This window comes from Mycobacterium sp. E787, assembly GCF_001668725.1.
Lineage (GTDB): Bacteria > Actinomycetota > Actinomycetes > Mycobacteriales > Mycobacteriaceae > Mycobacterium.
Window position 1 is genome coordinate 81,468 of the sequence record NZ_LZKL01000064.1, and the last position, 18,304, is coordinate 99,771.

Below are 18,304 nucleotides of genomic sequence, written 5' to 3' on the forward strand. Positions count from 1 at the left end.
CGATGTGAGGGTGAGGGCGAAATGCGACGGCTAGCCGATTTCGTGGTGCGGTGGCCCTGGGCGGTGATCGCGGTGTGGGTCGCGATCGCGGTCGCCCTCCCGCTCAGCCTTCCCTCGCTGGGCGAAATGGCCCAGAAGCATCCGCTGTCCATCCTGCCCAGCGATGCGCCGTCGAACGTCACCGCCCGAAAGATGACCGAGGCGTTTCACGAATCGGGCTCGGACAACCTCCTGTTGGTCGTCCTGACCGATGACAAGGGGCTTGGCCCCGCCGACGAAGCCGCGTACCGCAAGGTGGTGGACGCGCTGCACCGGGACACGCGCGACGTCTTGATGGTGCAGGACTTCGTCAGCACGCCGCCGCTGCGTTCGGTCGTGACCAGCAAGGACAACAAGGCTTGGGTGCTGCCGGTCGGCCTTGCCGGCGAGTTGGGCACGCCGCGGTCGTTCGACGCCTTCAACCGGGTCGGTGACATCGTCAAACGCGCCCTGAATCCGGCACCGGCGGGGGCGCATCTGACCGCGAACATCACCGGCCCCGCGGCGACCGTCGCCGACCTCACGGTCGCGGGCGACCGGGACCGGCTGCCGATCGAGCTGGCGATCGCCGTTCTGGTGCTCATCGTCCTGCTGGTGGTTTACCGCAGCGCGGTCACGATGCTGCTGCCGTTGATAACGATCGGGTTGTCCCTGGTGATCGCGCAGGCGGTCGTGGCGGGCTACTCGCAGGTGACCGGCTCGGGCGTGTCGAACCAGTCCATCGTGTTCCTCAGCGCGATCATGGCCGGCGCGGGAACGGACTACGCCGTCTTCCTCATCAGCCGCTATCACGACTATCGACGGTCGGGCGAGGATTTCGATCAGGCGGTCAAGCGGGCGCTGATCTCGATCGGAAAGGTGATCGCAGCGTCTGCGACCACCGTGGGAATCACTTTCCTGCTCATCAGCTTCGCCCGCATGGGCGTGTTCGAGACGGTCGGGGTGTCGTCGGCGATCGGGATCGGCGTGGCGTTCCTCGCCGCGGTGACGCTGCTGCCGGCGATTTTGGTGCTCGCCGGGCCGCGCGGCTGGGTCAAGCCGCGGCGCGAACTGACCGCTCGGTTCTGGCGGCGCTCCGGCATCCGCATAGTGCGCCGGCCGAGGGCCCATCTGGTTGCCAGCGTGCTCGTGTTGATCATCCTGGCCAGCTGTGCCGGCCTGGTGCGTTACAACTACGACGACCGCAAGGCGCTTCGGCCCTCCGCGCCCAGTTCCGTCGGGTACGCCGCGCTGGATCGCCATTTCAACGTGAATCAGTCCATCCCGGAGTACATCCTCGTCCAGTCACCGCGGGACCTTCGCACCCCGCAGGCCCTCGCGGACTTGGAGCAGATGGCGGACCGGGTCAGCCAGCTGCCGAACGTCGCCGTCGTCAGCGGCATCACCCGTCCCACCGGGAACGTCCCAGAACAATTCCGGGCCACCTACCAGGCCGGCGCGATCGGCACCATGCTGGCCGGCGGCTCCAACCTGATCAACGACCACACGGGCGACCTCAACCGGCTGGTCGACGGGGCCGGCACGCTGGCCAACAGCCTCCGCGAAGTGCGCGGCCAGGTCAGCCAGCTCACCGCCAGCGTGGAGGAACTTCAGAACGCCTTCTCGTCGACGAAGAACCAGTACAGCGGCGACACGCTGGTCAAAGAGGTCGATCTGGCGGCCCAACTCGTCGACCACGTCAACGCGCTCAGCAATGCCATGGGCTGGAACTTCACGGCCGCCAAGAACATGTTCGCCTGGATGGGCCCGGTGCTGACGGCGCTGCAGGGCAACCCGGTCTGCGACGCCGATCCGTCGTGCAGCGCCACCCGCGGCACGTTCGAGCAGCTGACCGGTGGGCGCGACCAGGCAGACCTCGACGCGATCAATGACCTGGCCCACCAGCTGCAGGAATACCAGGACAAGCGGGCCCTCAAAGCGTCGACGGAACGGCTGCGCGTCGCCCTGACGAAGCTCACCAACGTCCTGCACTCCATGGGAATCGACCAGCCCGGCGGCCTGCAGGCGAACCTGAACAGCCTGCAAAACGGCGCCGACCGATTCGCCGGTGGGAGCCGGCAGGTGGCCGACGCGGTCGCCCAGCTCGTCGACCAGGTCAAACAGCTGGGTGCGGGCCTCAGCGAATCGGCGGAGTTCCTGTTGTCGCTGAAACAGGACGCGGCACAACCGGCGATGGCCGGCTTCAACATCCCGCCGCAGCTGCTGCATTTGAAGGAGTTCCAGCAGGCCGCCAAGGCGTTCATTTCGCCGGACGGCCACTCGGTGCGCTACCTGGTGCAGACCAAGCTCAACCCGTTCAGCACCGACGCCATGGACCAGGTCAACGCGATCAGTGCGACGGCCCGGGGAGCCCAGCCGAACACCACGCTGTCGGACGCCACGGTGTCGATGGCCGGATACACCGTCGGCCTGAAGGACACGCGCGATTACTACGAGCACGACATCCGGTTCATCATCGCGGTGACACTCCTCGTCGTGTTCCTGACCTTGGTCGCGCTGCTGCGGGCGATCGTCGCGCCGCTGTATCTCGTTGCGTCCGTGGTGATTTCCTATTTGTCGGCGGTGGGTATCGGCGTCGTGGTGTTCCAGTTCCTGCTCGGACAGCACCTGCATTGGAGCGTGCCGCCGCTGGCGTTCGTGGTGTTGGTCGCGGTGGGGGCCGACTACAACATGCTGCTCGTCTCGCGGATGCGTGACGAGTCTCCGCGCAGCGTGCGTTACGGCATCGTTCGCACGCTGGGTTCGACGGGCGGGGTGATCACCGCGGCGGGGCTGATCTTCGCCGCCTCGATGGGCGGGCTGTTGTTCTCCAGCATCGGTACCGTGGTCCAGGGCGGCTTCGTGATCGGCGTGGGAATCTTGCTGGACACCTTCCTGGTCCGCACCATCACGGTGCCCGCGGTCGCCGCGCTGTTGGGGCGAGCGAACTGGTGGCCGTCGCGGGCGGCTATGCGCCGCAACCCGGTGAGGACGCGCGCTTGACGTATGTGAGACTAGAGGCCGAGGGGTCAGGGGTAGGGATGAAGAAACTACTCGCAGGAGTGACGGCGCTGGTAACTGTCGGCGCCACAGGATTTTTCGGCGCGGGGAGGGTCTCCGCCGACGACACCCCCGTCGGCGGTCCGCCGACCCCCGGCGCGCCGGGGGACCAGACCGCGTTCGCCCTCGGGGGCGCTCACGTTCTGGGCATCCCCTACGACGAGTACATCCGCCAGGAGGGCGCCCAGTGGTTCCCCGGCCAGAAGCGCGAGATCGTCCGCTACCCGGCGGGCCAGGTTCAGGGCCATGTGCTGGAGCGGCTCTTCCCGGGCATCGGCAAGATCGGCGACGAGACCTTTCCGGGCCTGGGTCTGGACGGCCCCAGCGTCGGGGAGTCGGTCGACGTGGGCGTGGACAACCTCCTCTCGGAGCTCAAAACCGGTCGCCCGGGTACGGCGATCGGCTTGTCCGAGGGCGGCTTCGTGGTGGATGGAGCGCAGGCTCGGCTGGCCGGTGACCCCACCGCTCCGCCGCCGAACACGCTGAACTTCGCCACGTTCGGCGATCCGATCGGGCATCACGCCTTCGGTCAGAGCTTCTTGACCGCGATGTTCCCGGTCGGCAGCACGGTTCCCGCCCTCGACTACACCATGCCGCCGCCCTACGAGAGCCAGTACGACACCAACCGGTTCGTGGCCGCGTACGACTCGATCGCGGACTTCCCGGACCGGCCCGACAACTTGTTCGCCTTCGCCAACACGCTGATGGGCCTTGCCACCGGTCACACCGCGGTGGCCTTCACGAACCCGAGCATGGTGCCGCCGCAGAACATCAGAACCACCATCAACTCCCGGGGTGCGAAAGACACGACGATCATGGTCCCGGAGAAGCACCTCCCGCTGGTCATGCCGCTGAAATACATCGGGATCCCGGAAGACACGCTGAACAAACTCGACGCGATCCTGATCCCGCGGGTGAACGCCGGCTATTCGCGCAACGACGATCCGGCGACGGCCCCCATTCAGGTGGACCCGGTGCACGGCTTCGACCCCGCGGAGGTCACCGCGCCGGCCAACCAGGCGACATTCGGCGGCGGCGCCGACCCGTTCTCGCAGATCCTCGCCGGTGCCACGTCCGTGTTGTCCCACGGCGCGGGACAGGCTGACCACTGAATCCGACGCACGCATCGGACAGATCAGTACGGAAGTAACGTGACACCACCGCCTCAGTCCTCCGTGCTCTCGATGCTGCACGCGCGCGCCAGCCTGCGGCCGAACGACGTAGCGTTCACCTTCACCAACTACGACGACGATTGGGCCGGCGTACCCGAGAGGCTCACGTGGTCGCAGTTGTCCCGCCGCACGTTCAACGTGGCGCGCGAACTGGCCCACCATGGCGCTGCCGGAGACCGGGCGGTGATCCTGGCGCCCCAATCCCTCGATTACATCGCGGCGTTCCTGGGCTCCATGCAGAGCGGGCTCATCGCCGTCCCGCTCCCGTTGCCGCACCGCGGGGCGACCCATGAGCGGGTGGGCGCGGTCCTTGCCGACACGTCACCCGCCATCGTCCTCACGACGTCGGCGGTCGCGGAAGACATCGCCGAATACGTCGATCAGGCACGCCTGGAGGCCGTCCCGAAGATCCTGGAAATCGACGCGCTGAATCTGGACGCCGATGGCGGAACGGGCAGTCGGACAGCCGATTTGCCGAGCACGGCCTATTTGCAGTACAGCTCGGGTTCCACCCGGCTGCCGACCGGGGTGATGATCTCGCACCGCAACCTGCAGGTGAACTTCGAGCAGTTGATGCGCAGCTTCTTCGCGGACTCCAACGTCAAGGTCCCGACGGACACCGCGATCGTTTCGTGGTTGCCCTTTTACCACGACATGGGTTTGGTGCTGGGGGTCTGCGCCCCGATCCTCGGCGGCTATCGCGGCGAGCTGACGAGTCCGGTCGCGTTTCTGGAGCGCCCGGCCAGGTGGGTGCAAGCATTGGCGAGGAACCCGCACACGTTTTCCGCGGCGCCGAACTTCGCGTTCGACCTGGCCGCCCGCAAGACCACCGACGCCGACCTGGCCGGGCTCGACCTCGCGGGGGTGCTGGGCATCATCAGCGGTGCCGAACGGGTGGAGCCGGCGACGTTGCAGCGCTTCGTTGACCGGTTCGCCCACTTCAACTTTCGGGACCACATGGTGCGTCCGTCGTATGGCTTGGCGGAGGCGACCGTCTTCGTGACTGCCGGCACCTGGAGCGACACGTCGGGCGCGGTTGAGTTCGACGCCGAGGAACTGTCCGCCGGCCGCGTCCGGCCGTGCGCGGCCGGGACCGGCACGGCGCTGGTGAAATACACAGTGCCGCAATCGCCCACGCTGCGCATCGTCGACGGCGACACCGGTCGCGAGTCCCCACCTGGCGCGGTCGGTGAGATCTGGATACACGGCCCCAACGTCGCCGACGGCTACTGGCGCAAACCGCCCGAGGAGCAGCGCTGCTTCGGCGCCGTGCTCGTCGACCCGTCGCCGGGCACCCCCGACGGTCCCTGGCTGAGGACCGGCGACCTCGGGTTCATCTTCGAAGGGGATCTGTTCATCGTCGGCCGCATCAAGGATCTGCTGATCATCCGCGGGCGCAATCACTACCCGGAGGACATCGAGGCCACGGTCCAAGCGATCACGGGTGGTCGGGTCGCGGCGATCTCGGTCCCGGTGAACAGCACCGAGACGCTGGTCACGGTGATCGAGCTGAAGAAGCGCGGCGCTTCCGACGAGGAGGCGATGCGCTGGCTCAGCAGCGTCAAGAGCGACGTCACCTCGGCGATATCCAACGCGCACGGGCTGAACGTCGGGGACCTCGTCCTGGTGCCACCGGGGTCGATTCCCACCACGACGAGCGGCAAGATCCGGCGCGCCGCGTGTGTCGAGCAGTACCGCCAGGACCAGTTCGCCCGATTGGACGCCTAGGCCCGAAGTCCGGAGCGCGGTTGCACATAATGAGTCAACCGCACCGGCAAAGGAGCCCCCCGATGAGCACAGCCACCACCGCAGACCGTCCGTTTCGCGTGATCCAATGGACGACCGGCAACATCGGGCGGCGATCGCTGCACGCCATCATCGGCCGGCCGGACATGGAACTGGTCGGGGTGTACGCGCACGGCGCCGAAAAGGTGGGCGTCGACGCCGCCGACCTGTCCGGGTGGCCGGAGCCGACCGGGGTCAAGGCCACCGATGACATCGACGCGCTGCTGGCACTGCGGCCCGACGCCTGTTGCTATAACCCGTTGTGGCCCAACGTCGATGAGCTCGTGCGGTTGCTGGAGTCGGGCGTCAACGTGTGCACCAGCGCCGCCTGGATCACCGGCGGCAAGCAGACTCCGGAGGACCGCAGGCGCATCGTCGACGCCTGCGAACGGGGCGGTTCGACCATATTCGGCAGTGGGGCGCACCCCGGGATGACGAACATGGTCGGCATGGTGCTGTCCGCGTCGTGCGAGCGCGTCGACGAGATCCGCATCACCGAGTCCGTGGACTGCTCCACCTACGAGTCGGCGGAAACCCAGACGGCGATGGGGTTCTCGCAGGATCCTGACACACAGGGGCTGGCCGAGAGCGTCCGGCGAGAGAGCGAGGTCTTCGCGGAATCGGCGGCGATGATGGCCGACGCGATCGGCGCCAAGCTGGACCGGATGACGTTCGACGTCACCTTCACCGCGGCCACCGCCGACTCCGATCTGGGCTTCATGAAGATCCCGGCCGGAACGGTCGGCGGCGTCTACGGCTACCACCGCGGCTGGGAGGGTGACCGCAACGTCGTCAGCGTCGGATTCAACTGGACGATGGGCAATCACGTGGTGCCGCCCAAGCCCCTCGAACACGGCCACGTCATCCAGGTGTTCGGGCTGCCCAACATGCGCACCGTGCTGCACTGCCTGCCGCCGAAGGATTGGCCGGAGCCCGGATTCATGGGGCTGGGCATGATCTACACCGCAATGCCGGTTACCAACGCGGTGCCGGCCGTCGTCGCCGCCAGGCCCGGGATCGTCACGCTCGCCGACCTCCCACCGGTCACCGGCCGGGTGGCCCGCTGACCGGTGTCGGTCGTCACAAAGGCGGCACCCACAGGAACGGTTCCGTGCACTACGGTTTACGATGCTTAGCTGAGCAATGTATCGGCGAACCGGCGTTGTCGGTGACGCCGGCGGTCCGCAGGGCGAGCGGAAGGCGGTCAAGGTGAAGGCCCTAACCCGGGCGCTCAGACGAGCGTGGATTCCGCTGGTGTTGGTGGTCGTGCTCGCCGTCTCGACCCTGGTCGTCTCGCGCCTACACAGAATCTTCGGGTCCCAGGACCTCAACGCGAATGCCGGCAAGGGAATCGAGATCGTGCAGTTCAACCCGAAGGTCGTCGTCTACGACGTCTCCGGCCCGCCGGGATCCACCGCGAACATCAACTACTGGGACGAGAACGCCAACACCCACCAAATCAACAACGCCCCGCTGCCCTGGTCGACCACCATCTCCACCACTCTTCCCTCGGTGAGCGCCAACATCATGGCGCAAAGCGACGGCAGCCGGATCGGTTGCAAGATCACCGTGGACGGCATCGTCCGCGACAGCCAGAATTCCGACGGCCACAACGCCCAGACCTTCTGCCTGGTGAAGTCCGCATGACCGACATCGAAAAGGATTCCGGCGCCAGAAGCGCCGCAGACGACGAAGTCACGGGTCCCATCACGACCAAGAGGCCCAGCATGGCGGATCGCGGCCACCGCCCCTATCTCCCCCACGCGATCCGCATCTTCGCGATACCGATCATCGTGGCCTGGGTGGCCATCACCGTGTTGGTGAACGTCATCGTTCCCACGCTGGAAAAGGTCGGCGAGGCGCATTCGGCGCCGATGGCGCCGCTGGACGCGCCGTCGATGAAGGCGATGATGCGGATGGGCCACAACTTCCGCGAATTCGATTCCAACAGCACGGTGATGATCGTCCTGGAGGGCCAGCAACCCCTTGGGCCCGACGCACACCAGTACTACGACAAGCTGATTCGACAGCTCCGCCAGGACCCCAAGCACATCGAGCACATCCAGGACTTCTGGGGTGACCGGTTGACGGCGGCGGGCGCACAGAGCGCCGACGCCAAGGCCGCCTATGTGCAGATAAACCTTGCCGGTAATCAAGGCACCACCCTGGCCAACGAGTCCGTGGACGCCGTCCGCAAGGTGATCGACGAGAACAGGGCGCCACCCGGCGTGCAGGCCTACGTCACCGGTCCCGCCGCGCTGTCCGACGACATGCACATCATCGGCAACGCCAGCCTGGCCAAGATCACGCTGTTCACGCTGGGCGCCATCGCGATCATGTTGCTGCTGGTGTACCGGTCCATCGTCACCACGCTCGTGCAGCTGTTCATGACCTTTGTCGCCCTGGCGTGTTCGCGGGGAGTGGTCGCTGTTCTGGCCTACCACAACGCATTCGGGCTCACCACCTTCGCCGCCAACATCCTCACCATGCTGGCGATCGCCGCCGGAACGGACTACGGCATCTTCCTCGTCGGCCGCTACCAAGAAGCATTGGCCGCCGGTGAGGATCGAGAAAGCGCGTACTACACCACATTCAAGGGCGTGGCTCCCGTCGTCTTGGGCTCGGGCCTGACGATCGCCGGGGCGACCTATTGCCTGAGTTTCTCGCGGTTGCCCTGGTTCAACACCATGGGCGCCCCCGTGGCGATCGGCATGCTGGTCGTGGTCGCGGCCGGGCTGACGCTGGGGCCCGCCGTTGTCTTCGTCGGCAGCCGCTTCCACCTCTTCGAAAGGCAGGCCAAGCGTGGCCGGCTGTGGCGGCGGGTGGGCACCGCGGTTGTGCGTTGGCCCGCACCGGTTTTGGCCGTCAGTGCCGCGGTCGTCCTGGTCGGCATGATCGCCCTGCCGAGCTACCACACGAGCTACAACGACCGCCATTACCTGCCGTTGTCGGCCCCGTCCAATCAAGGGCAAGAGGCGGCGAACCGGCATTTCTCCGAGGCGCGAATGAATCCCGACCTCTTGATGGTCGAGTCCGACCACGACATGCGAAACCCGGCCGACATGCTGGTGCTGGACCGGGTGGCCAAGAACGAGATGCGCACGCAGGGCATCGCCATGGTCCAGGACATCACGCGGCCACTGGGGATCCCGATCCAGCACAGCTCGATTCCTTTCCAGAACAGCATCCAGAGCCAGACGACGATGCAGAACATGAGCTTCCTCAAGGAGCGGATCGCCGACATCCTGAGGATGGCCGACGATCTGCAGACCCAGATCGACACCACGCAACGCCAGTACGAGGTGTCGCTGGACCTGGCCAACGCCGCCGACGACAGCGCAAAGACCACCGAGGTGACCTCGCAGATCACCGACAAGTTGCGCGACCACATCGCGGATTTCGACGACACCTTCCGGCCGATACGTAGCTACTTCTACTGGGAGCGGCACTGCTACGACATCCCGTTGTGCATCGGCATACGGTCACTCTTCGACACGTTCGACGGCTTCGACCAGCTCGCCGAGCAGTTCCACTACCTCACCGCCGACATCGCGCACACCGCCAAGGCCACACACGACCTGAATGCGCTGTTCCCCGTACTGATCTCGACGCTGAAGAACACCAGGGCCATCACGCTGACGCTCTACCAGACGTTCAAGGCGATGATCGATCAGATGGAGGCGATGAGCAACACCGCCATCGTGATGGGGCAGAGCTTCGATCAGTCCAAGAACGACGACTTCTTCTATTTGCCGCCGGAGGCCTTCGACAACCCCGACTTTCAGACGGGCCTGCGCATGTTCCTGTCGCCGGACGGTAAGTCGGCCCGGTTCTTCATCACCCATCAGGGCGATCCGATGACGCCGGAGGGCATCGCACGGGTCGACGCCGAACGCACCGCAGCGCAGGAGGCGTTGAAACAGTCCTCGCTGTCGGACGCCCGGGTGTATCTCGGCGGAACCGCCGCGACGTTCCGGGACATGGCCGACGGCGAGAAATACGACCTGATGATCGCCGTGGTGTCGGCCCTGACGCTGATCTTCATGATCATGCTGCTGCTCACCCGCAGCGTGGTGGCCGCGCTGGTGATCGTCGGCACCGCGGCCAGTTCGATCGCCGCATCATTCGGGCTCTCGGTGCTGATTTGGCAGGATCTGTTCGGCATCAGGATTCACTGGATCGTGATGGCGCTGTCGGTCATCATCCTGCTGGCCGTCGGATCTGACTACAACCTGCTGCTGGTGTCGCGGTTCAAAGAGGAAATTCATCACGGGCTCAAGACGGGGATCATCCGATCGATGGCCGGCACCGGCGGGGTGGTGACGGCCGCGGGCCTGGTGTTCGCCTTCACGATGGCGTCCATGCTCGGCAGCAACCTACGGGTGCTGGGGCAGTTCGGGTCCACGGTGTGCATCGGTCTGCTGCTCGACACCCTGATCGTGCGCACCCTGCTGATGCCGTCGATCGCCACCCTGCTCGGACGCTGGTTCTGGTGGCCGCTCGTTGTTCACCCGCGCGGTGACTACGGGCGTCCCCGAGCCGTGACGGCGCCGGTGGCGTCAGCCGCCAGGAGCTAGTTCCACGCACACGGCGACGGCGCCGGTGCCGACGTGCAGCGCGAGCACCGGACCCAGCGGGGTGATGATCGCCGGCTCACACGCCGGTAACCGCTCCGCCAGCGCCGCCGCGACCTCCTTCGCGCCGTCCGGATTGGCGACATGGTGCACCGCCAGGGCGGCGGCGCCGTCGCCGACGAGCTCGCAGACCCGGTCGATCATCGCCGACGTCGCGTGGGTGACGGTGCGAACACGTTGGGCCAGAACGAGTTTCCCGTCATCGATGCGCAGCAGCGGCTTGAGCGCCAGGGCGGTGCCGAGCCACGCCTTGGCCCCACCGATCCGCCCGCTGCGACGCAGGTTGTCCAGCCGGTGGACCACCACGAAGGCGTGCCCACGCGACACGGCGGACGTCGCGGCGCCGGCGACCGCCTCCAGGCCGCCGCCCGCGGCCGCCGCGCGGGCGGCGGCCAGCGCGACGAAACCGGTGCCCATCGCCGCCGAGCGCGAGTCGACGACGCGCACTTTCGGGTCGAGGTCGGCGGCCGTCCGCTGGCCGGCGCCACAGGTGCCCGACAGCGCCGAGGAGATGTGCACCGCCACCACACCGTCGCCCGCGCTGTCGGCCAGCGCCTGCTGGTAGGCGTTGGCCAATTCCGCGGGGGTGGCCGCCGCGGTGGTGGCGTGCTGCTTGTAGATGTCCTCGGGGACGTCGTCGATGCCGTCGCGCAGATCGCGACCGTCGAGCAGGATGTGCAGCGGAACCACTCGTATCGACCACTTTTCGAGCAGGTCGGCGGGCAAGCGCGCCGACGCGTCGGTCACCACCACGACGGACATGGCGCTACCCGCGAGGCTTCTCGTTCGATACTTCAGCTTTCTGCAATGCTCCGGCCAGCGCCTTGAGCATCAGCTCGGCGACCGCCTGGTGTGCTTCGAAATTCCAATGGATGCCGTCGGGATTGCCGCGGCCGCTCATGACGTGTTCTGCCACAGCGGCTTTGAGATCGACCAGCGGGATATCGTGTCGCTCCGCCCATTCGGTGATCGCGGCCACCGTCCCGGGCCGGCCGTGATGCGCCTTGCCGTAGGTCTCGGCGATGTGCACCGACGGCAGCGACGCCACGATCGGGATCCCTGGGCGATTGAAATCGATTGCACCGCGGGTCTGTTCGAGGTATTCGGCGCTCAGGTGCGGCGGCAAGGCCGGCCTCGCCACCGGCGAAAGCCGAGGCTGCAGCCAGGCGTAGCCATCGCGGGCCCAGCGGCGCAGCCACGGCGGCCGCACATAGCGGATCAGTTCGCGCAACGCGGTCGGCAATACCGACGGCAGCGAATCCATCCCGCCGGTGGCGAAGATCACCGCGCCCGCCCTGGGCAGCGCCGCCCACGCCCGCGGGTCCTGGGTCGCCGCCCACCAGATGTCACGGCAGGTCCAGCCGATGCGGCCGATCAGCTCGACATCCCAGTCCAGTTGTGCGGCAACGATATTGGGCCAGATGCGCGGATCGTCGGCGGGCAGCCCGCCGGTGGGCCCGTAGTAGGCCAGTGAGTCGGCGAACACCAGCAGGGTGGGCCGGGACCCGCGCTCGGGGGAAGGCTCAGAGGACATCGTTGGACACCTGCGCCGAAGCGTTCCATACATCCAGACGCCAGCGGATGGCATCGAAATCGGCGCCGGCCCCCCAATCCTCGGAGTGGCCGGACAGCTGCACCCAGCTCGCGTTGCCCATGCCGCCCAGAATCGGCCAGTTGGCGACGGGAAGCCGCAGCAGCGCGGCCGACAGGGCGGCGATCAGCCCCCCGTGAGCGACCAGCACCACCGGCCGATCCGGGTGGTTCGGGTCGCCCCACTCCGACTCCCCCGAGACCAGTTCGGCGACCAACGGCAGGCTGCGGGCGGCCACGTCGACCCTGCTCTCCCCGCCGTGCGGCGCCCTCGTCGCGTCCTCCCGCCAGGCCAGTCGGGCACCCGGGGCCTCGACGTCGATCTGCCCGTGCGTCAGGCCCTGCCAATCGCCGAGATGGGTTTCGCGCAGCCGGTCGTCCACCCAGACCTTCAGCCCGGTGCGCTCCCCCAGCCTGATCGCGGTGTCGTAGGCGCGCCGCAGGTCCGACGAAACGATCAGCAGCGGCTGCAGCTTGCCCAGCACCTCGGCGGCGGCCACCGCCTGCGCGCGGCCCAGGTCGCTGAGCTCGGTGTCCAGCTGGCCCTGCATCCGGCTCCCGAGATTGAAATCGGTCTGCCCGTGCCGCAACATCACCAGCCGTCTGATTCTCATTGCGCCCTCACTGCGCGCTCGCCGACTCGTCGGGGCCCCGGTCGGCCTCGTCCAGGTCCACCGGCACCACCGGGCAATCGCCCCACAGCCGGTCCAGGGCGTAGAAGTTGCGATCGTCCTGATGCTGGATGTGCACGACGATGTCGCGGTAGTCCAACAGCGTCCAGCGCCCCTCCCGGGCGCCTTCGCGGCGCGCCGGGCGGTAGCCCGCCTTGCGCATCTTCTCCTCGACCTCGTCGACGATCGCGTTGACCTGCCGTTCGTTGGACGCCGAGGCGATGACGAAGCAGTCCGTGATCACCAACTGGCCCGACACGTCGATGACCAGCACGTCGTCGGCCAGCTTCGAGGCGGCAGCGCTGGCGGCCACGGTCGCCATGTCGATCGCTTCCCGGGTGGCGGTCACGTGTCGTTCCCGGCGGCCAGGGTGGTTTGGCGCGTGCGGTACAGCCGGCGCTTGGAGACGTACTGCACCACACCGTCGGGCATCAGGTACCACAGCGGGCGGCCGTCCTCGGCCCGGGCGCGGCAGTCGGTCGACGAGATCGCCAGCGCCGGGATTTCGACCAGGCTCAGCGCGTCCTCGGTCAGTTCGCCGAGCACGCCGGTGATGTGTTCGCGCCGCAGGTCGTAGCCGGGCCGGCTGACGCCGACGAAGCGCGCCAGCCCGAACAGCTCTTCCCAGCCCTGCCACGACAGGATGGATTCCAGGGCGTCGGCGCCGGTGATGAAATACAGCTGCGATTCCGGGTTGAGGGCGTGCAGATCCCGCAGGGTGTCCCGGGTGTAGGTGGGACCGCCGCGGTCGATGTCGACCCGGCTGACCGAGAACCGGGGATTGGACGCGGTCGCGATCACCGTCATCAGATACCGGTCCTCGGCGGCGGAGACGTGCCGGCTCTTCTGCCACGGCTGGCCGCTGGGCACGAACACCACTTCGTCGAGGTCGAACAGGTCGGCGACCTCACTCGCGGCAACCAGGTGGCCGTAATGGATGGGGTCGAACGTCCCACCCATCACCCCGAGCCTGCGAAGCTGCGTTTGCACGATGTGCCAGCTTACTTGAGCGTTCGAGTCCGGCTCGGATGACGTCAGCCGGACAATGGTAATCTCTGGGCATGCGCGCAACCATCGATAAGGCAGGTAGATTGGTTATCCCCAAGGTGCTGCGCGACCATCTCGGGCTGCAACCCGGCGAAGTGGAGGTGACGGCCGACGGCGCCGGTCTGCGCGTCGAGCCGCTGGCCGATGGCCCCCTGGAAGAGCGAGACGGGCGTCTTGTCATACCCGCGGGCGGCGTCGACATCGACGACGCCCTCGTGCAGGCATTGCGCGATGCCGACCAGCGCTAGCACCACCGCGGTGCTCGTCGACACCAGCGTCGCCGTCGCCCTGGTGGTCGCGGACCACGAACATCACGAGGACACCTTCCAGGCGCTGCGCGGCCGCGCCCTCGGTCTGGCCGGCCACGCCGCATTCGAGACCTTCTCCGTGCTCACCCGGTTACCGCCCCCGGCGCGGCGGACCCCCGCGACGGTCACGCAGCTGCTGACCCGAACGTTCCCCGAGACGAGGTTCCTCGGGGCTCGCGCCGCCGCAGCGCTGCTCGCGGCGCTCGGATCAGCCGGGATCGCCGGCGGCTCGGTTTACGACGGGCTTGTCGGCGCGGCCGCCAACGAGCACCGGCTCACACTCGTGACCCGCGACCGGCGGGCACTCGAGATCTATCGCCGGCTCCAAGTCGAGGTCGAGCTACTGGCCTGACGCGGCGCCGCTGGCGTGCACCTCACACGGGCAGCAGCTGGTCGATCACCGCGGCCAACTGCTTGGCGGACCGGCATTCGTGCATCGTGATGACCTCTTGGTAGCGCGGCACCGCCGAGTCGCCGCTGCCCCACAGGTGCCTGGGTTCGGGGTTGAGCCAGTGCGCGTGCCGGCTCGCGGTCACCATGTGCGCCAGCAGCTCGGTCTCGGGATTGCGGTAGTTGGTGCGGCCGTCGCCGAGCACCAGCAACGAGGCGCGCGGCGACAGCACGTTGGGGAACGCCTGCGCGAACGACGCGAACGCGTTGCCGTAGTCGGAATGCCCGTCGCGGCTGTACACCCCGGCCTCCCGGGTGATCCGCTGGATCGCCACGGCCAGGTCGGCCTCGGGCCCGAACATGTGGGTCACCTCGTCGGTGGTGTCGATGAAGGCGAACACGCGGACCCGCGAGAACTGTTGGCGCAGCGCGTGCACCAGCAACAGGGTGAAGTGGCTGAACCCCGCGACCGACCCCGAGACGTCGCAGAGCACCACCAGTTCCGGGCGCGCCGGGCGGGGCTTGGCCAGCACCACGTCGATCGGCACCCCGCCGGTGGACATCGATTTGCGCAGCGTCTTGCGCAGGTCGATCACCCCGGCGCGCGAGCGTCGCCGGCGGGCCGCCAGCCGGGTCGCCAGGGTGCGGGCCAGCGGCGCCACCACCCGTTGCATCTGGCGGAGTTGTTCGCCCGAAGCGCGCAGGAACTCGACGTTCTCGGAAAGCTGTGGGATGCCGTACATCTGGACGTGGTCGCGGCCGAGCTGTTCGGCGGTGCGGCGTTTGGTCTCGGCGTCGACCATCTTGCGCAGCTGCGTGATCCGCTGCGCGGCAAGGGCTTTGGCGATCTGCTCCTGGCTGGGGGTGGGCTCGTCGCCGTACGGGGCGAGCAGGCCCGCCAGCAGCTTGCCCTCCAGTTCGTCCAGCGCCATCGCCTTGAGCGCCTGATACGACGAGAACGACGGGCCGCGGCTGGAGCTGTACTTGCCGTAGGCCTCCACGATCCGCGCGACCATCGCCACCAGGCGCTCGTCCATGTCCGCGAGGTCGGGGTTCTCGTTGAGCAGGTCCAGCAGCATCTGGCGCATCGCTTCGACGTCATCGGCGGGCAAGGAGTCGTCCTGCGCCCCGCCGGCGTCCTCGTCGGTCACGACGGCGCGGGCGCCCAACGCCGCGGGGAACCACAGGTCGAACATCGCGTCATAGGTGTCGCGATGATCGGGGCGGCGCAACACCGCGCAGGCGATGCCCTCGCGCAGCACCTCGCGATCGGACAGGCCGAGGGTGGCCATCACCCGGCCGGCGTCCACGGTCTCCGACGGCCCCACCGAAATCCCGGCCCCGCGAAGGGCTTCCACGAACCCGACCAGGTGGCCCGGCAGCCCGTGCGGGGCCAGCGGGCGGGTGGGGCGGATGCGGCGGGCCACTAATTGAGCCTCAGTTCCCCGGACGCGCGCTGCTGATCGGACTGGTGCTTGAGGACCACGCCCAGCGTGGCGGCGACGACCGCGTCGTCGATCGTGTCCAGGCCCAGCGCGAGCAGCGTGCGGCCCCAGTCGATCGTCTCGGCGATGGACGGCACCTTCTTCAGTTGCATCCCGCGCAGCACGCCGATGATGCGCACCAATTCCTCGGCCAGGTGCGCCGGCAGCTCGGGGACGCGCGACAGCAGGATGCGCCGCTCCAGGTCGGGGCTGGGGAAGTCGATGTGCAGGAAGAGGCACCGCCGCTTGAGCGCCTCGGACAGTTCGCGGGTGGCGTTGGACGTCAGCAAGACGAACGGGGTCCGCTCCGCGGTGATGGTGCCCAGCTCCGGGACGGTCACTGCGAAGTCGGACAGCACCTCGAGCAGCAGGCCCTCGATCTCGATGTCGGCCTTGTCGGTTTCATCGATGAGCAGCACCGTGGGCTCGGTGCGCCGGATCGCGGTCAGCAGCGGCCGCTGCAGCAGGAATTCCTCGCTGAACACGTCGTCCTTGGTCTGATCCCAGTCCCCGGAGCCGGCCTGGATACGCAAAATCTGCTTGGCGTGGTTCCACTCGTACAGCGCGCGCGCCTCGTCGACGCCCTCGTAGCACTGCAGGCGCACCAGCCCGGAGCCGGTGGCCTGCGCCACGGCGCGGGCCAGCTCGGTCTTGCCGACGCCGGCGGGCCCCTCCACCAGCAGCGGCTTGCCGAGCCGGTCGGCCAGGAACACCGCCGTCGCGGTGGCGGTGTCGGGCAGATAACCGGTGTCGGCCAACCGCCGCGAGACATCGTCGATGTCGGCGAACAGCGGCGCCGGCCGGGCGGGCACACTCACAATCTCAGTTCTCCTCGAGCCTTGGTTCGGAAGGCGTTACGCCGGGCGGATCTGCCCGTCTCCCCACGCGATCCACTTGGTGGAGGTCAGTTCCGGCAATCCCATCGGGCCGCGCGCGTGCAGCTTCTGCGTGGAGATGCCGATCTCGGCGCCGAAACCGAACTGCTCGCCGTCGGTGAACGCCGTCGACGCGTTGACCATCACCGCGGCGGAGTCGACGCCGTCGGTAAAGCGTTGGGCCGCAGCCATGTTCGTGGTCACAATGGCTTCGGTGTGTCCGGTGCCGTACTCGTTGATGTGCGCGATCGCGGCGTCGACGCCGTCGACCACCGCCACCGCGATGTCCATCGACAGGTATTCGCGGCGCAGGTCTTCCTCACCCGCGTCCAGATGCACCGTCACCCCGGCGTCTTCCAGCGCGCCGACCAGCCGGGGCATCGCGGCACCTGCGATCGCGGCGTCGACCAGCAGCGTCTCGGCGGCGTTGCAGACGCTGGGCCGCCGGGTCTTGGAGTTCAGCAGGATCCGTTCCGCCACGTCGAGGTCGGCGGCCTCGTGGACGTATACGTGACAGTTGCCGACACCGGTCTCGATGGTGGGCACCCGGGCGTCGCGGACGACCGCGTCGATCAGGCTCGCTCCCCCGCGCGGGATCACCACGTCGACCAGCCCCCGCGCCTGGATCAGGTGGGTGACCGTGGATCGATCGGCGGCCGACAGCAACTGAACCGCGTCGGCGGGCAGATCCTCACCGATCAGCGACGCGCGCAACACGTCGACGAGGGCCTGATTGGACTTCGCCGCCGACGAGCTGCCGCGCAGCAGCACCGCGTTGCCGGACTTGAGCGCCAGGCCGAAGGCGTCGACGGTGACGTTGGGCCGGCCCTCGTAAATCATGCCGACGACGCCGAGCGGTACCCGTTGCTGGCGCAGATGCAGGCCGTTGGGCAGCGTGTAACCGCGTAGCACCTCCCCGACCGGGTCGGGCAAACCGGCGACCTGCCGCAGGCCGGCCGCGATCCCGTCGACCCGCTGGTGGTCCAGCGCCAACCGGTCGAGCATCGCGGTCGCGGTGCCCGCGGCCCGGGCGGCCTCGAGGTCCTCGGCGTTGGCCGCCAGGATCCGATCGGTGTGGGCGCATATCGCGGCGGCCGCCGACTGCAAAGCGGCGTCCTTGGCAACCGTCGGCAACAACGCCAGCGCGCGGGCCGCGACCCGGGCACGGCGAGCGGCGTCGTGGACATCCCGGCGCAAGTCAGGACGCGAGGGAGCTTGCAGACTCATTGAACCAGGGTATCGGGCCTGCGCCGGCGAAGTCAGGCGACCC

The 18,304-nt window shown here is 67.9% G+C and carries 16 protein-coding genes; 8 read left to right on the top strand and 8 right to left on the bottom strand.

Annotated elements, in window-relative coordinates; all coding sequences use genetic code 11:
• Positions 1–21: 21 nt before the first annotated feature.
• The 6 genes from A5705_RS13725 (at position 22) to A5705_RS13750 (ending at position 10,612) form a co-directional block, all read left to right on the top strand.
• A complete protein-coding gene (locus A5705_RS13725) occupies positions 22–3,021 on the top strand; it encodes an RND family transporter (RefSeq protein ID WP_068278140.1) in 3,000 nt (999 codons plus the stop codon).
• A gap of 38 nt (positions 3,022–3,059) precedes the next feature.
• Positions 3,060–4,190 carry an acyltransferase PE gene (gene pe / locus A5705_RS13730; protein ID WP_067876434.1) on the top strand — a complete coding sequence of 377 codons (1,131 nt, stop codon included), beginning with the start codon at positions 3,060–3,062 and terminating at the stop codon, positions 4,188–4,190.
• A gap of 39 nt (positions 4,191–4,229) precedes the next feature.
• Positions 4,230–5,978, top strand: a complete 1,749-nt coding sequence (locus A5705_RS13735) for an AMP-binding protein (protein WP_082956471.1) — start codon at positions 4,230–4,232, stop codon at positions 5,976–5,978.
• A gap of 62 nt (positions 5,979–6,040) precedes the next feature.
• Positions 6,041–7,102, top strand: coding sequence for a dihydrodipicolinate reductase (locus tag A5705_RS13740; RefSeq protein ID WP_067876428.1), 1,062 nt, complete (start codon positions 6,041–6,043; stop codon positions 7,100–7,102).
• Between the two features lie 76 nt (positions 7,103–7,178).
• Positions 7,179–7,682 carry an MmpS family transport accessory protein gene (locus A5705_RS13745; RefSeq protein WP_197516919.1) on the top strand — a complete coding sequence of 168 codons (504 nt, stop codon included), beginning with the start codon at positions 7,179–7,181 and terminating at the stop codon, positions 7,680–7,682.
• Entirely contained in the window at positions 7,679–10,612 is a 2,934-nt protein-coding gene (locus A5705_RS13750; RefSeq protein ID WP_067876424.1) for an RND family transporter, read from the top strand. Before A5705_RS13745 ends, A5705_RS13750 begins: the two co-directional genes overlap by 4 nt.
• Here A5705_RS13750 and A5705_RS13755 read toward each other — a convergent pair.
• The 5 genes from A5705_RS13755 to nadD are packed head-to-tail and all read right to left on the bottom strand — an operon-like array spanning position 10,595 to position 13,920.
• Positions 10,595–11,431 carry a DegV family protein gene (locus A5705_RS13755; RefSeq protein WP_068278142.1) on the bottom strand — a complete coding sequence of 279 codons (837 nt, stop codon included), beginning with the start codon at positions 11,429–11,431 and terminating at the stop codon, positions 10,595–10,597. The two genes, A5705_RS13750 and A5705_RS13755, sit on opposite strands and share 18 nt — an antisense overlap.
• A 4-nt stretch (positions 11,432–11,435) precedes the next feature.
• Positions 11,436–12,203 carry a diglucosylglycerate octanoyltransferase gene (octT, locus tag A5705_RS13760; RefSeq protein WP_067876418.1) on the bottom strand — a complete coding sequence of 256 codons (768 nt, stop codon included), beginning with the start codon at positions 12,201–12,203 and terminating at the stop codon, positions 11,436–11,438.
• Positions 12,193–12,873, bottom strand: coding sequence for a glucosyl-3-phosphoglycerate phosphatase (gpgP, locus tag A5705_RS13765; protein ID WP_067876415.1), 681 nt, complete (start codon positions 12,871–12,873; stop codon positions 12,193–12,195). Before gpgP ends, octT begins: the two co-directional genes overlap by 11 nt.
• A 7-nt stretch (positions 12,874–12,880) precedes the next feature.
• Entirely contained in the window at positions 12,881–13,279 is a 399-nt protein-coding gene (gene rsfS / locus A5705_RS13770) for a ribosome silencing factor (RefSeq protein WP_067876412.1), read from the bottom strand.
• Positions 13,276–13,920, bottom strand: a complete 645-nt coding sequence (gene nadD, locus A5705_RS13775; RefSeq protein WP_082956472.1) for a nicotinate-nucleotide adenylyltransferase — start codon at positions 13,918–13,920, stop codon at positions 13,276–13,278. The genes rsfS and nadD overlap by 4 nt, the downstream gene beginning before the upstream one ends.
• A gap of 71 nt (positions 13,921–13,991) precedes the next feature.
• Here nadD and A5705_RS13780 point away from each other — a divergent pair, with 71 nt between their 5' ends.
• Complete coding sequence (locus tag A5705_RS13780) at positions 13,992–14,225, top strand: AbrB/MazE/SpoVT family DNA-binding domain-containing protein (protein ID WP_082956473.1); 234 nt, start codon at positions 13,992–13,994, stop codon at positions 14,223–14,225.
• Complete coding sequence (locus A5705_RS13785) at positions 14,209–14,637, top strand: type II toxin-antitoxin system VapC family toxin (RefSeq protein ID WP_067876403.1); 429 nt, start codon at positions 14,209–14,211, stop codon at positions 14,635–14,637. The genes A5705_RS13780 and A5705_RS13785 overlap by 17 nt, the downstream gene beginning before the upstream one ends.
• 22 nt (positions 14,638–14,659) lie before the next feature.
• Here A5705_RS13785 and A5705_RS13790 read toward each other — a convergent pair whose 3' ends face one another.
• The 3 genes from A5705_RS13790 to A5705_RS13800 are packed head-to-tail and all read right to left on the bottom strand — an operon-like array spanning position 14,660 to position 18,261.
• On the bottom strand, positions 14,660–16,102 hold the full coding sequence (locus A5705_RS13790) for a VWA domain-containing protein (RefSeq protein ID WP_067876400.1): 1,443 nt from the start codon (positions 16,100–16,102) through the stop codon (positions 14,660–14,662).
• Positions 16,102–16,977 (bottom strand): MoxR family ATPase, encoded by an 876-nt coding sequence (locus A5705_RS13795; RefSeq protein ID WP_067876397.1) that lies wholly within the window; start codon positions 16,975–16,977, stop codon positions 16,102–16,104. Before A5705_RS13795 ends, A5705_RS13790 begins: the two co-directional genes overlap by 1 nt.
• A 36-nt stretch (positions 16,978–17,013) precedes the next feature.
• Positions 17,014–18,261 (bottom strand): glutamate-5-semialdehyde dehydrogenase, encoded by a 1,248-nt coding sequence (locus tag A5705_RS13800; RefSeq protein ID WP_067876394.1) that lies wholly within the window; start codon positions 18,259–18,261, stop codon positions 17,014–17,016.
• Positions 18,262–18,304: the final 43 nt, after the last annotated feature.

What these genes read in the sequence shown, in the direction of transcription:
- A5705_RS13725 (WP_068278140.1), top strand. Translation starts at nt 22, where the DNA reads ATGCGACGGCTAGCCGATTTCGTGGTGCGGTGGCCCTGGGCGGTGATC.
- pe (WP_067876434.1), top strand. Translation starts at nt 3,060, where the DNA reads ATGAAGAAACTACTCGCAGGAGTGACGGCGCTGGTAACTGTCGGCGCC.
- A5705_RS13740 (WP_067876428.1), top strand. Translation starts at nt 6,041, where the DNA reads ATGAGCACAGCCACCACCGCAGACCGTCCGTTTCGCGTGATCCAATGG.
- A5705_RS13745 (WP_197516919.1), top strand. Translation starts at nt 7,179, where the DNA reads ATGTATCGGCGAACCGGCGTTGTCGGTGACGCCGGCGGTCCGCAGGGC.
- A5705_RS13750 (WP_067876424.1), top strand. Translation starts at nt 7,679, where the DNA reads ATGACCGACATCGAAAAGGATTCCGGCGCCAGAAGCGCCGCAGACGAC.
- A5705_RS13755 (WP_068278142.1), bottom strand. Translation starts at nt 11,431, where the DNA reads ATGTCCGTCGTGGTGGTGACCGACGCGTCGGCGCGCTTGCCCGCCGAC.
- octT (WP_067876418.1), bottom strand. Translation starts at nt 12,203, where the DNA reads ATGTCCTCTGAGCCTTCCCCCGAGCGCGGGTCCCGGCCCACCCTGCTG.
- gpgP (WP_067876415.1), bottom strand. Translation starts at nt 12,873, where the DNA reads ATGAGAATCAGACGGCTGGTGATGTTGCGGCACGGGCAGACCGATTTC.
- A5705_RS13780 (WP_082956473.1), top strand. Translation starts at nt 13,992, where the DNA reads ATGCGCGCAACCATCGATAAGGCAGGTAGATTGGTTATCCCCAAGGTG.
- A5705_RS13785 (WP_067876403.1), top strand. Translation starts at nt 14,209, where the DNA reads ATGCCGACCAGCGCTAGCACCACCGCGGTGCTCGTCGACACCAGCGTC.
- A5705_RS13800 (WP_067876394.1), bottom strand. Translation starts at nt 18,261, where the DNA reads ATGAGTCTGCAAGCTCCCTCGCGTCCTGACTTGCGCCGGGATGTCCAC.